The organism is uncultured Amnibacterium sp. (genome assembly GCF_964250715.1).
In the GTDB taxonomy this organism is placed as follows: Bacteria; Actinomycetota; Actinomycetes; order Actinomycetales; family Microbacteriaceae; genus Amnibacterium.
In genome coordinates this window covers 23,457-36,854 of sequence record NZ_CAXUGX010000012.1, presented here as the reverse complement: position 1 = coordinate 36,854, position 13,398 = coordinate 23,457, and the positions used below count along the sequence as shown (strand labels likewise).

The 13,398-nt window shown below is 69.4% G+C and carries 9 protein-coding genes; 5 read left to right on the top strand and 4 right to left on the bottom strand.

Going from position 1 to position 13,398, the window contains the following annotated elements:
* Nucleotides 1–8: 8 nt before the first annotated feature.
* Nucleotides 9–1,340: a Wzz/FepE/Etk N-terminal domain-containing protein gene (locus tag ACFE7H_RS11860; protein WP_375401445.1), complete on the bottom strand. Its 1,332-nt coding sequence runs from the start codon at nucleotides 1,338–1,340 to the stop codon at nucleotides 9–11.
* Between the two features lie 212 nt (nucleotides 1,341–1,552).
* On the opposite strand from ACFE7H_RS11860, the gene ACFE7H_RS11855 reads away from it, so the two are divergent.
* Both ACFE7H_RS11855 and ACFE7H_RS11850 read left to right on the top strand, forming a co-directional pair.
* On the top strand, nucleotides 1,553–2,608 hold the full coding sequence (locus ACFE7H_RS11855) for a glycosyltransferase family 4 protein (protein ID WP_375401444.1): 1,056 nt from the start codon (nucleotides 1,553–1,555) through the stop codon (nucleotides 2,606–2,608).
* Between the two features lie 56 nt (nucleotides 2,609–2,664).
* Entirely contained in the window at nucleotides 2,665–3,936 is a 1,272-nt protein-coding gene (locus tag ACFE7H_RS11850; protein ID WP_375401443.1) for an oligosaccharide flippase family protein, read from the top strand.
* Nucleotides 3,937–3,977: 41 nt separating this feature from the next.
* Here the strand turns inward: ACFE7H_RS11850 and ACFE7H_RS11845 are convergent, their stop codons facing one another.
* Both ACFE7H_RS11845 and ACFE7H_RS11840 read right to left on the bottom strand, forming a co-directional pair.
* Complete coding sequence (locus ACFE7H_RS11845) at nucleotides 3,978–5,054, bottom strand: glycosyltransferase family 2 protein (protein ID WP_375401442.1); 1,077 nt, start codon at nucleotides 5,052–5,054, stop codon at nucleotides 3,978–3,980.
* Between the two features lie 177 nt (nucleotides 5,055–5,231).
* Nucleotides 5,232–6,713 (bottom strand): family 16 glycosylhydrolase, encoded by a 1,482-nt coding sequence (locus tag ACFE7H_RS11840; protein WP_375401441.1) that lies wholly within the window; start codon nucleotides 6,711–6,713, stop codon nucleotides 5,232–5,234.
* Nucleotides 6,714–7,105: 392 nt separating this feature from the next.
* Between ACFE7H_RS11840 and glpX the strand changes: the two genes are divergently transcribed.
* Nucleotides 7,106–8,092: a class II fructose-bisphosphatase gene (glpX, locus tag ACFE7H_RS11835; protein WP_375401440.1), complete on the top strand. Its 987-nt coding sequence runs from the start codon at nucleotides 7,106–7,108 to the stop codon at nucleotides 8,090–8,092.
* Between the two features lie 155 nt (nucleotides 8,093–8,247).
* On the opposite strand, the gene ACFE7H_RS11830 is transcribed toward glpX, so the two are convergent.
* Nucleotides 8,248–9,672, bottom strand: coding sequence for a helix-turn-helix domain-containing protein (locus tag ACFE7H_RS11830; protein WP_375401439.1), 1,425 nt, complete (start codon nucleotides 9,670–9,672; stop codon nucleotides 8,248–8,250).
* 82 nt (nucleotides 9,673–9,754) lie between these two features.
* On the opposite strand from ACFE7H_RS11830, the gene ACFE7H_RS11825 reads away from it, so the two are divergent.
* Together ACFE7H_RS11825 and ACFE7H_RS11820 are read left to right on the top strand one after the other, a co-directional pair.
* A complete protein-coding gene (locus ACFE7H_RS11825; RefSeq protein WP_375401438.1) occupies nucleotides 9,755–11,701 on the top strand; it encodes a phosphoenolpyruvate carboxykinase (GTP) in 1,947 nt (648 codons plus the stop codon).
* Between the two features lie 273 nt (nucleotides 11,702–11,974).
* Complete coding sequence (locus ACFE7H_RS11820) at nucleotides 11,975–13,378, top strand: DUF222 domain-containing protein (protein WP_375401437.1); 1,404 nt, start codon at nucleotides 11,975–11,977, stop codon at nucleotides 13,376–13,378.
* Nucleotides 13,379–13,398 lie beyond the last annotated feature (20 nt).

The following is a 13,398-nucleotide window of genomic DNA, read 5'->3' as shown; positions in this document are numbered from 1 at the left end:
CGATGCCGTCATGCGGTCGCGATCACGCCGCTCGGCATCACCATGTCGCCGCGTCGCACGTTGTGCAGAATCACGGCTGGATTCTCCACGCCGACACCCTGCAGCATCTCGAGACCGAACACGAGGTCGCTGCGCGAGGTATGACGGGCGTCGACCACGGTCACGGTGGCATCGGCGATGCTCGCGATGATGGCGGAGTCGGATCGCGCGAGCAACGGTGGACACGCGAGTAGCACCGCGTCGAAGCTTTCGGCGAGCAGCGCCACGGTGTCGCGCATCGCCCGGGTGCTGAGCAGTTGCGCGGATCGGCTGGATGGCGCGCCGGGCGGCAGCGTGGCCATGTTCGCCAGCGGTCCCTTCACCAACACGTCCCCCAACGCGGCCCGTCGCTCCAAGACGTCGGCGAGCCCCGGCCGGGTCCCGCCGGCATCCCGCCCCGCCCGGCCCCGGACAGGCTCGGGCCGCAGGTTCGCGTCCACGATCACGACCCGCAGTCCGCTCTCCGAGATGGCGCGGGCCAATTCGACCGCGACCTCGGTGGAGTCGCGGCCGGCCGTCACCGAGGCGATCGCGACCGAGTGCAAGGTCGACGTGCCTGGACGCAGGCTCGCCCGCAACGTGCGGAAGACCTCTCGACGGCTGTCGGTCATCGATGGTCGACGGCCCAGCCGCCGGCGCATGGGGACGATGGCGGACGGCAGCCTGCCGATCGTGGAGGCGAGGTCACGTGGACTGCGTACGCGGGTATCGAGCACCTCTGCCAGCACGATGAGGATGATCCCGAGCGCCAAGCCCGCGCCCGCACCCAGCACGGCGTTCCGAACTGGACTGGCGCTGATCGACGATGCGTTCTGTTGGGCGGCCTGTACCACCTGGACCGCGACCGGAGAGCGCGTGGAGGCGGGTGCCACATCGAAGGTGCGGACGGCAGCATTCAGTGATGTGGCCACCGCGTTCGCCCGCTGGGCCGCGAGCTTCGGATCGTCCGCCGTAGCGGTGATCGCGATGATGGCCGTCCCGGCCTGCGCTGACGCGGTGACCGATCTGGCCAGTTCCTCGGCCGACGAGGACGTGCCTAGGGTCGCGGCGGCACGGTCGAGGACGCTCGCAGTCGTCGCCAGCTGCGCATAGGTACCCGCCCTGGCGATCGCGAACTGGTTGCCGAGCTGCAACTCGGCGATCGAGGACGACGGCGTCACCACAAGCGCGCTGGCGGTGGATTGGAAGACGGGTGGCGTGCGCAACGTCAACAGCCCGGCCGCGACGGCACCGATGACCATGACGAGCGGCAGCACCCACCAATTGCGGCGAAGTACGCGCAGGTAGTCGTGCAGGTTCACGTTGCCGGTCTCCCAGTCGTCACAGGGACGGAGCAGGTCCTCGCTCGGCGCCCGTTGGAAGGACGACCCTTCCGGAAATCGCAGGCTAACAGAAGGGCACCCTTACGAACGGAACTGATCGGCCCGAGTCGGGTCCGCACCGTCCGAGACCGTGAGGCCGATGGGCGGCGACTGCCATGCTGACCTTCATGTCGGGGCTCAGGATCGCGCACGTGACGAACTCGTTCCGCGCCGACGGGACGGGCATCACGAATCTGCTCACGGACCTCGCGGTCACCCAGGCGCAGCGCGGGTATCGAGTCATCGTGCTCTGCGACGGCGCCGACGATGTCATGCGGGCACTCGCCGCCACCCACGCGATCGAGGTCGTCGAGGACGTGTGGTCGAGTTCGCCCGCTCGACTGTGGTCATCGGCGAACCGAGTTGCGCCACTATTGGGCGCAGCCGACATTGTGCACGTCCACACCGTGCGTGGGGCCCTCGTATCAATGGTCGCGTCGCCAATCGGTCATGCGACCAAGTCGGTAGCGACCATCCACAACCCGTACCAGCGCTCGGCGGCCGGCATGTACACCGCCGCGCGCATCGTGGCGATCAGCGCAGCCGATGACCGGTCGATCCGTCGCCAGCTGGCTGGCACCCGACGACCGGTCATCGTGCGAAACGCGATCCTCGGCAGCCCGCGGATGCCCCGGTCAACACCCGAGCCGGTCACGCTACCGCCGGACTCCATCGTCTTCGTGGGAGCGCTGACCGAGCGCAAAGGGGTCGACGTACTCCTTCGTGCAATGGTGCAGGTGCGGGTTGCCGTACGAAGCGCGCAGCTGGTCGTCGTGGGGAACCGCGACAATCCTGGGATGGAGGCGCTCGTCGATGAGCTGGGCCTCGATCCGGCCGTGCGGTTCACCGGCTTCGAGTCGGATCCCCGCCGGTACATCGCCTCGGCGGCGGTGTTCGTTCTGCCATCCCGGGCCGACGGCTTCCCCCTGGCGCTGCTCGAGGCGCGGTCCTGCGGCGTGCCGATCGTCGCGACCGACGTGGGCGGTATCCCCGAGGCTCTCTCGGACGGGACGGCCGGACTGATGATCCCACCCGGGAACGAGGACGCCCTGGCCGATGCCCTCACTCGCGTGCTGACCGACGCGGCCCTCGCCAAAGAACTGCGTGCTGCGAGTAAGCGGGGACTGCAGACGATGACCGTGGACCGTATGGCGGACGACTACGACGCCGTCTACTCGGGACTCCGCAATCGGCGGCGCGGCCGGTGACGGAGCGGGTTCCCGCGACAGCACCGGCGAGCAGCTTCCGCCGGTCGATGTTCTTCATGACCGGTTCGAGTGTGCTGCTGCCGGTCGTCGGACTCGCGAGCGCTCCGATCCTCGCCTATGGTCTCGGCGTCACGGGGCGCGGCACGGTCTCGGCCGCGGGCGCGCCCAACACACTGCTGGTCGGAGTCGCGACCCTCGGGCTGCCGGAAGCGTTGACGTTCTTCCTCGCAAAGCAGCCCGAGTTCACGCGCCGCGCTCTCGCCTGGTCGTCGCTGTTCGCCATTCTCTTCGGACTGATCTGCTTCGCAGTGACCTGGGTTGCACTGCCGTTCCTGTCCGCGGGCAGCCCCGAACTCGCCGGATTGATCCTGATCAGCACGGCTCTGGCGCTACCGCAATTGGTCGTGAACCTCTTGCGAGGCGCCGCTTCGGGGCGACAGATGTGGGGGACGGTTGCGGCCGAGAAGCTGACGAGCCCTCTCGTCCGGCTCGGAGCGCTGCTCGTCCTGCTGGTCACCGGACATCTGACGGTACTGAACGCCGTGCTCGTGATCAGCATCGGGTCCGCGATCAGCGGGATCGTCTACCTGCGGCTGTTCACCCGCCCGGCGGAAACCGTCGGCACGGCCCCGATAACCGGCTCCCTCGCCAGGTCCCTACTCGGCTTCGGCGGGCGAGTGTGGCTGGGCGCGGTCGCGAGTGTGCTGCTGGCTCGAATCAGCCAGCTGCTCTTCGCGCCGCTCTCGAACGTTCACGAGCTCGGCCTCTTCGTTGTCGGTATCACCATCTCGGACGTTCCACTTATCGTCGCCCTCGCGATCAAGGACGCGCTCTACGGCGTCAACAGCCGCTCGGCCGATGCGACGCAGTTGATGGCGACGACCAGGATCACGCTTCTGGTCGCCGTCACCGGCTGTCTGGCATTGGGGGCGACGCTGCCGCTGTGGATCGGGGTCCTGTTCGGACCAAGCTTCAGCGCCGCCGTTGTTCCGACCTGGATCCTCATGCTCGCCGCCGTCGTCAGCATCCCCGGGCTTCTCGCGGCATCGGGTCTGGCGGCGTGGGGACGGCCCGGGCTGCGCAGCGTCGGGCTCGCCGTGACCCTGGTCGTCAATATCGGAGCGTTCGTCGTACTCGTGCCGCCATACGGCGCTGTGGGCGCTGGCCTGGCGGGGCTGACCAGCGGTCTGTTCTCGAGCGCCTTCATGGTGATCGCCGCCGCCCGCCTGATGCATGGTTCGGTCGGCGACTTCGTGGTGCCGCGACACGAGGACGTCTCGAGAATCCTCCACGAGGGGCGACGGATGGTAGCCAGGTTGCGGCGCTGACCGGAAGCGGTTGGGCGCTGCCGCCGTACGCAGGGTCGATCTCAGCCCCAGGGTGACGGACTGATCAGGTGGTCCTCGACCAGTCCGGCAGGATCGCGGTACTCCTTCGTGGTCGGGCCCGGGAAGCCACCGCGTGCCGAGAGGCCGATATACGCGAGGTATTCCTGAGTGTGCTCGCCTCGCTGGGCCGTGTCGTCGGCCTTCGTCGCGAAGCTCGAGAGGAACTTCTGGTGCAGGAGCGCACCGGAGACCATGGGCTTGGCTGCCAGCTCGTTGAGCCGGAGCGGCCACAGTTGGTGCGACGACTTGAGGTAGGCGTATCGCCGCCGCCATCTGACGAGCGGGATCTTGTTCAGCGCGGGTCCCTCCTGCCGATCGGCGAAGAACGCCCGTCCGCGCACTCCGCCCTTGACCCAGGTCGTCCTCGACATCTGCTCGTATTGCCGCTCATACCCGCTCGCGTCGTACAGTCGGCACACGCTCAAGGGGTCGACGCCCCGGCGGTATTCGTTGTCGCCCACCGCCTGATCGCTGTAGAGGTCGACCATGAGGCAGGGCAGCCCGGCCTGACCGTGGGCTTCGAGCACGGTGATGAGCTCGGGCAGCGCGCGGGTCGTGCTGCCTGCGTAGACCAGGAACTCGTCCGCGTCCACATAGAGGGTCCACTTGCCCGCACAATATTTGGTCAGGACCCGGTTGACCCAGTCATTGCCATATCGGGCCGAGCCATAGGAGCCGTCGGCGCGGAGCAGAGACACCTGGGCCCGCTCTCGAATCACCGCATCCAGGTCGTCCGTCGATCCGTTGTCGATCAGGATCACGTGCTGTACGCCGAGCCGGGCGTAGTAGTCCAAGAAGTAGGGCATCCGATCCGCTTCGTTCCGCACCATCACCACCGCGACGATGTCTGCCGTGCGCAGCCCATCGCGCAGCACGACGGCTCGCACCTGATGTGCCTTGAGGACGCGGCGAAGGTGTGCTTTGGCGACCTCGGCCAGCGAAAACACCATGCGTCGAGCACGGGTCGCGCTGATCGGCGGCAAATTGGTCGTCACGGTCTCCGACGTCTGGGGAGAGACTCCGGCGCGGCGCGTGGGGATGAAACGTGACCGGCTCATGGTCGCTCTCCACGGCGCGTTCAGGGTCGCCGGTCAGACGGTATCAGGCGGGTGGCGCCCAGACCGACCCTGCAGGAGCGTCAAAGTTGCAGGAACCGCTCGGGTTCAATGGCCCGCGAACGGTATCGGCCAGCGCGAGCAGGTCGTCGAAACCGCTTGCGATGACGGACGCGACCGTCAGACGTAGACCTTGACTGAGTCGACGTAGAGGTCGGCTACGCCGTTCGTGCCCGAGAGGTGGATCGGCCAGCCGCCACCCAGCGCGAGGTTGATCATGAAGAAGTAGGGATCGGACCGCTTCACGAGGCCCTTGATCGTCGTGGTGGGCGTGCCGTCGATGTAGTAGACCGTGGCGGACGGCGTGATGCGGACGCCGTAGGTGTGCCAGGCGAGCGCCCAGTCGGCGAAGCCGTTCTGGCCCGAGCACCGCACCGCCGACCCGTCCGTGTGCTTTCCGTAGTTGTGCTGTGACTGGCAGCTGCCCGCGGGGTTCGTGCCGTAGAGCTCGACCGCGTCGACCTCGCCGACGGCGGACACCTTCTCCACCAGGTTGCTCTCCGAGAGCATCCAGAACGCCGGCCACGTGCCCTCGCCGGCCGGGGCGAGCATCCGGGCCTCGAAGTACCCGTACTGCGCCGAGAATCCGGATCCGCCCGTGTGCGCAGAGGAGATCATGCCGCCTGTGGAGGTACGACCCCAGCGGTTCGGGTCGGACTTACCGGGTGCCAGCGGCGCGGTGCGGATGCGCAGCCAGTCGTCATTCAGGGTGGTGAGGTTGCCGGTGTCCTTCGTCGGCTGGGCGAATATCGCCTCGCCGAACTCGTCGCTGCCGCCCAGGACCGGCTTCGCGGACGCGTACCGGGCGCCGGCGCCGGACCGTGTCGCGGTCACCGGCGACGCGAAGTCGTCGGAGTAGGCGAGGGTCATGTTCTTGGTGAACGCCGGCGAGGAGCCGCGAGCGGCGACACCTGATCGGTTGACCACCTGGACGTAGAGCGGGCGGGCCGCGCCGACTGCCGTCACCCGCACGGCGGTCGGGCCATGTGCCAGCTTCGTCATCGGCACGCGCAGTGTGGCGCGTCCGGTTCCGGAGATCGTTCCCGAAGCGATCTGCCGCACGGTGCCGCCCCGTCCGTCGTCGCCTGGCAGGAAGGCGCTCACCGAGAGCGCGGCGCCGCTCGGCCCGGCGACGACGACGGTCGCGGCGGCACCCACGGAGAACCCCGGCGAGGGGCACAGCAGCTTCAGTGCCGGCGTGCCGGCGGTGGCCGCCGAGCGGGCCGGAACGGCGCAGGCCGAGGCCGGCTTCGCGGTCGTGGCGAAGGACGGCGTGCCCGACGGCGACCACTGGGGCGGGGTGGTCCCTGCCGCGTAGGCGGTGAAGCGAGCCACGGAGGCGCTCGAGCCGGCCGCGATCGCGGTCACGGTGAACCGGACCGATCTGGTGCTGCGCGGCGTGAAGGCGACGGTCGTCGGTGCGCCGCCACTCGGCTCCAGCCCGCCCACCAGCACGGTGCTGCCGTCGTCGAATCGAAGCAGCCCGGAGCGCACGGAAGTCTCGGCGTTGGCGGCCCCACCGAAGAGCTGCACGCTGGCGACCCGCACCCGCTCCGGCCACTCGATCCGCAGCCACTGGCCCGCGCCGGGACGGCCCGCCACCCACGACGACACCCCCGCGGAGCGACTCCGAGCGCCGTGGACGACGAGCGCTGCGCGACCCGAATGGCCGGTGGCGCTGCTCGAGGCGGCAAGCCGGACGGCTGGGGCGGCCTCGGCGACGGACGCCTGTGTGGTTAGCGTCGATCCGACGAGTGTCAGTGCCACGAGCGCGCCGACGGCGGTCGCACGGAATCGATTCACCCGTATCCCCCCAGGCGTGATGTGACCGTCCCCCCGAACAGTCCGCGGGGTACAGACTACGAAGTCCGGGACTCTGGTGCGCCCCGCCCGCCGTACCCAGTAGGGGGCGGTGCAGGTCGAGCGCGCGGGAAGATGACTCCCACGGGTGCTGCGCATCCGCGACCCTCCCCCTGCAACCGAAGGACGTCGCCATGACGGACACCACCATTCCCGACCGTCTGCGGGAGCCCGATCGCAACCTGGCGTTGGAGCTGGTGCGCGCGACCGAGGCCGCCGCCATCCGGGCCGTGCCCTTCATCGGCAAGGGCGACAAGCTCGCGGCCGACGGTGCGGCGGTCGACGCGATGCGGGCGTTTCTCAGCACGGTCAACTTCGACGGGGTCGTCGTGATCGGCGAGGGCGAGAAGGATCGCGCGCCGATGCTCTTCAACGGGGAGCAGGTGGGCAACGGGCAGGGGCCCGCCTGCGACATCGCGGTCGATCCGATCGACGGCACCTCGATGACCGCGCAGGGGCGCCAGAACGCGCTGTCCATGATCGCCGTCGCCGACCGAGGCAGCATGCTCGATGCCTCCAGCGTCTTCTACATGGAGAAGATCGTCACCGGGGCAGAGGGGCGCGGCGTGATCGACCTGGACCGGCCCATCGGCGACAACATCCGCGCGCTCGCGAAGGCGAAGGGCAAGGAGGTGAGCGAGATGGTCGTCGCGGTGCTCGACCGGCCCCGGCACGCGGCGCTGATCGAGGACATCCGGGCGGCCGGCGCCGGGACGCGCATGCTGCTCGACGGCGATGTGGCCGGTGGCATCAACGCGGCCAGATATGAGACCCGCATCGACATGTGCGTGGGAATCGGCGGCAGCCCGGAGGGGGTCGTGACCGCCTGCGCGATCAAGGCGCTGAACGGGGTGATCCAGGCCCGCCTCGCGCCGAAGGACGACGAGGAACGGCAGCGCGGCATCGATGCCGGATTGGACATGGACCGCGTCTACGACGCCGACGGGCTGGTGACGAGCGACAACACGATCTTCGTGGCGACCGGAGTGACCGACGGCGGGCTGGTCGACGGCGTGCGGCGCAAGGGCCCGATCATCCGCACGGAGTCGATCGTGCTGCGCGCCCGGTCCGGCACCATCCGGCGCATCAGCGCCGACCACCTAGCGGCGAAGTGGCTCTGACTCCGGCACGACACTCCAGCACTGCAGCAGCACAGTGTACCGACAGCAGGACACCCGCAGAGCACTTCAGCAGGACAGGGTCCCGACAGCAGGTCCATGGTCGACCAGCAGCCTGCTGCAGAGACCTGGACCTGCTGTCGAGACCGGAACTGGACCTAGCGGGCGGCGTGGGCCGCCAGGAACCGATAGACCTCCGCGTCGTCGACGCCTGGGAAGGTGCCGGCCGGCAGCGGTGAGAGCACGTGGGCGTGCAGCTTGGCGCTCGGCCACGCCTTGCCCTTCCAGGCGCGATCCAACTCCGCCTCCGCCGCGTCGGCGGATCGGTCGACGCTGGTGGCGTCCAGCCGGTGCGTCGTATCCCGCCCCCGGAACCACTTGGAGTCCGCGAAGCGGACACCGACGGTGATCGAGAATTCCAGTCCCGGGCTGGTGCCCGTCTGCGTGGAGCACCAGAAGGTGCCACCCGGAGTGTCGGTGAGCTGCGAGAACTCCGTGGTGCGGTTGGTGCGCTCGAACGCCGCGCGGGCGGACCAGGCCTTGTGCACCAGCTGCCCCTCCACCGATCCGGACACGTCCGCCGGCAGGGTCAGGCCGTCGTTCTCGTAGGCCTTTGTGATGGCACCGTCGTCGGAGACCCGCAGGAAGTGCATCTGCAGCCCCAGGTGGTGGGTCGCGATGTTGGTCATGCGCATGGCGGCGGCCTCGTGGGTGACGCCGAAGGCGTCACGGAAGTCCTCCACGGCCAGATCGCGGCGCTCCTTGGCGGCGCTCAGGAACTTCAACGAGGCGGCCTCGGGCATCAGGCAGGCGGAGGAGAAGTAGTTGATCTCCATCCGCTGCTGCAGGAACTCCGCGTAGCTGGCGGGTTCGCGGTGCTGCAGCACCCGGTGGGCCATCGCCTGCAGCGCGAGGGCTCGCAGCCCGTGGCCGCCGGGGATGGAGGCGGGCGGCAGGTAGATGCGGCCGTTCTGCAGATCCGTGACCGAGCGGGTGGAGCGCGGCAGGTCCGCCGCGTGGATGATCGAGAACCCCAGGTGCTCGGCCAGCAGCGCGACGCTGTGGTGGGTCAGCGCGCCGCCCCGGTGGTCGATGGCGGTCATCAGGGAGTCGGCCGCCCGCTCGATCTCGGGCACGTGGTTGTCGCGGGCGCGCATGCGGGCGCGCAGCTCGGTGTTCGCGCGGCGGGCCTCCTCCGGCGTCGCGATCGCCAGCGCCGCCCGGCGTCGCAGCTCGCGGTGCAGCCCGACGAGGGCTTCGAGGGCTTCGATGGGCAGCCGTCGGGTAGCGGGAACGGCGGGTATGCCGAGCTCGGCATACATCGGGCTCGACTGCGCCCGCTCCAGCTCGATCTCGAGCGCGGTGCGCGGGTCGGGTGCCGTGCCGCTCAAGAGTTCGGTCAATTCGGTGCCGAGCGCGCCGGCGATGGTCTCCAACTGGGAGAGCCGTGGCTCGCGACGGCCGTTCTCGAACTGCGACAGCCGGCTGGGCGCGATGCCGGTCGCCGCGGTGACCTGATCGAGCGTCATCCCCGCCGCCCGACGATGATGGCGGATCGTCCGTCCGACCAGTATCCCGTCCATTTCTTTCCCCTCTGGAAAGATTCGCCGATCTTTCCGTCTCGCTCTTCGTGAAGAAGCTAGCGCAGGGGACTGAACTGGGGCCATGACCATTCTCGACGAAGCGCCCGCGGCTACCGCCGCCACCGGCGCGACCATCACCGCCCGGACCACCCTGACCGCTGGGGGTACCGGCAGCATCGCACCGTCCCTCCACACACCGGGCACAGCCCTGCAGGCTGAGCGCCCGTCGTTCACGGGCCGCACGCAGCTGGAGGCGTGGGTCGCAGAGACCGCGCGGATCACACAGCCGGACGAGGTCGTCTGGTACCACGGCACGCACGACGAGTGGAACGCGCTCACCCGGCGGATGGTCGCCGAGGGCTCGCTGATCCGGCTGAACCCGGAGTGGCGGCCGAACAGCTTCCTGGCGCGGAGCGACCCGAACGACGTCGCCCGCACCGAGGACCGCACCTTCATCTGCTCGGCCGACGCCGACGATGCCGGCCCGACGAATAACTGGCGCGAGCCGACCGAGATGCGCCAGGAGCTGCTGCAGCGCTTCCGCGGCAGCATGCGCGGCCGGACGATGTACGTGGTGCCGTTCTCACTCGGTCCGGCCGGCGGCGAACTGTCGATGCTGGGGGTGCAGCTGACCGACTCCCGGTACGCGGTCGCCTCGGCGGCCATCATGACCCGCACCGGCGATGAGGCGCTGGCGGCGATCGGCCCCGACACTCCGTGGGTCCCGGCCCTGCACTCCGTCGGCATGCCGCTGATCGACGAAGACGGCATCGCCCGCCCGGATGTGCCCTGGCCGTCGAACCAGACCAAGGTGATCGCGCACTTTCCCGAGACGCGCGAGATCTGGTCGTACGGCAGCGGCTATGGCGGCAACGCGCTGCTCGCGAAGAAGTGCATGGCGCTGCGGATCGCGTCGGTGGTCGCCCGGCAGGAGGGCTGGCTGGCGGAGCACATGCTGCTGATCCGCGTGACCGACCCCCGTGGTCGCGAGCGCCACATCGCGGCGGCGTTCCCCTCCGCGTGCGGCAAGACCAACTTCGCGATGCTCACTCCGACGCTGCCCGGCTGGCAGGTGGAGACGCTCGGCGACGACATCGCCTGGCTGCGTCCGGACGGGAACGGCCGGCTGCGGGCGATCAACCCCGAGACGGGCTTCTTCGGCGTCGCGCCCGGCACCGGCGAGGTGACCAATCCGGCGGCGATGCACGCCGTGTGGGGCAACACGATCTTCACCAACGTCGCGCTGCGCGAAGACGGCGACGTGTGGTGGGAGGGGATGACGAAGGCGGTCCCGGCGAAGCTGACCGACTGGCAGGGGAAGGCGTGGACGCCGGACTGCGGACGGCCCGCTGCTCACCCGAACGCCCGCTTCACCGCGCCGATCGAGCAGTGCCCGGTGCTGGCCGAGGACTGGGACGACCCCGACGGCGTGACGGTGGACGCGATCGTCTTCGGCGGGCGACGGGCCAAGACGGTGCCGCTGGTCGCCGAGGCGGAGGACTGGGCGGGCGGCGTGTTCATGGGCGCCACGATCTCCAGCGAGCAGACCGCGGCAGCCGAAGGACCCGTGGGGCGGCTGCGCCACGACCCGTTCGCGATGCTGCCGTTCTGCGGCTACAACATGGCGGACCACTGGGCGCACTGGCTGCAGGTCGGCGAACGCCTGGGTGCCGGGGCGCCGAAGATGTTCCGCGTCAACTGGTTCCGCAAGGACGAGGACGGATCGTTCCTGTGGCCCGGATTCGGCGAGAACATCCGCGTCCTGGAATGGATCTGCGGCCGGCTCGACGACGAGGTGAACGCCGTCCCCTCCCCCGTGGGCCGGCTGCCGTACCGCCACGAGCTGAACCTGGACGGCCTGAACCTGGCCGATGGCGTCGTGCGCGAGCTGCTGACGGTCAAGCCGGCGGCCTGGCAGCGCGAGTGCGACGAGATCGAGCGCCTCTTCGCCCGGTTCGGCGACCGCCTGCCTCCGGTGTTGGGACAGCATCTGCGTCGCCTGCGGGCGCGGCTGGCCGACTACGTGTGAGTCGCGCCTGCGCTGGCGCCGCTCCTCCCCCGCATCCCCGCTTCACGTGGTAGCTGCGGGCTCGCGCGGTGTCCACCCACCGCGCGAGCCCACGGGTCTCCCGGCCCGGTAGGAGCTGTGGACGCAGCGCGATGGGTGTGGGCCTGTGGAGAAGTCGCCGCGACGGCGTCTTGTGGAGGAGTCGACGCGCCGCTCTGTGAAATGGGGTTTCGCTGGTCCGGAGTGCTTCTTCGTCCTGGAGGGAGTGTCGGTGGTGGGTGGTTGAGTGCAGGTATGCAGTCAGCAGCTACCACCCGCGAAGCGCTCGACGGCGCGTTCGCCGCGGTGCTCGCTGCACCCGTGCTGTCTCGGACTGCGACGGATGCGGAGGTGCTTGCTGCGGTGGAGGGGTGGGAGGCGATCGGTCGGGTCGTCGACGCCCGCCGTATCCGTGCCGCCGCGGAAGTCGAATGGCGGTCCCGAGTCCAGCTCAGCCCGAACGGGCTCGCCGAGCAGTACGACGCCCGTGATGGCGCGGGCCTGGTCTCTACGGTCGCGCGGATCGGGACGAAGGAAGCCAAACGCCGGGTCGGAGTCGGCACCGCGCTGCTGCCCCGCCTCGGGTTGACGGGGGATGAGCTGCCCAGCCGGTACCCGGTGATGACCGCGGCGGTGAACGCCGGTGAGGTGGGTGTCGAGGCTGCAAGGCTGGTGGTGGAGACCCTCAACTCGGTGCGGAAGCGGACCTCGATCGAGAACCTCGAGATCGCCGAAGCACAACTGACCGAAGCCGCCACGATCCTGACCCCGGACCTGCTGCATGTGCAGACCGCGACGTGGGCGGAGTTCCTCGATCCCGACGGCACCGAACCCGCCGACGAAGCCCGACGACAGAAGCGTGCCTTCCGGCTCGGACGCCTCGGCGTCGACGGGTTGACCTCCTTCACCGGCCGGGCGACCCCGGAAGTCGCTGCACTCCTCCGTGAAGCATTACAGGCTCACCGGCGTGGGGTGCAGATGACCTACCAGCCAGCAGGCGGCGAGGATGCCGAGGATCTGGAGTCCACGTGGCGGGAGACCGACGGAGACCAGCGCACCACGACGCAGTACGACTTCGACACCTTCGCGGCGATCGTGACGGCGGGCGTGCAGGCCGAACACGACGGGACTGTCGGGACGAAGGCGATCCACGAGGTCGTCGTTCACGTCACCGCGGACGACCTGGAAGAGCGCACCGGTGGTGGCTGGCCGGAGGGGATCCTCGCCCGACTTCCCGTCCCGACGGTGGAGCGGATCGCGTGCGACGGACGGACACGACTCCTGGTCACCGGGGAGCAGGGCGAGCCCCTCTACCTGGGGCTCTCGAACAGACTCTTCACTCCTGCACAGAAGAAAGCACTCGCCGCACGCGACGGCGGCTGCGCCTGGCCGGGCTGCACTGCACCGGTCGCGTGGACCGACGCGCACCACATCGCCTGGTGGCACCGCGATCAGGGACCCACCGACATCGACAACGGGGTACTGCTCTGCAGCCACCACCATCACCTGATCCACAACACCGGTCGGCACGAGATCCGCCTCCACGCGAAGCAGCCACACCTGGTACCGAAAGGCTGGCGCGGGCCACCACTACCCCGACACCGCCTGCAACGACACCCCATCAACCAGGGCATCCGCGGAACGCCCAAGCGGATGTGAGGGTCGGCGCCGGCGCGTGA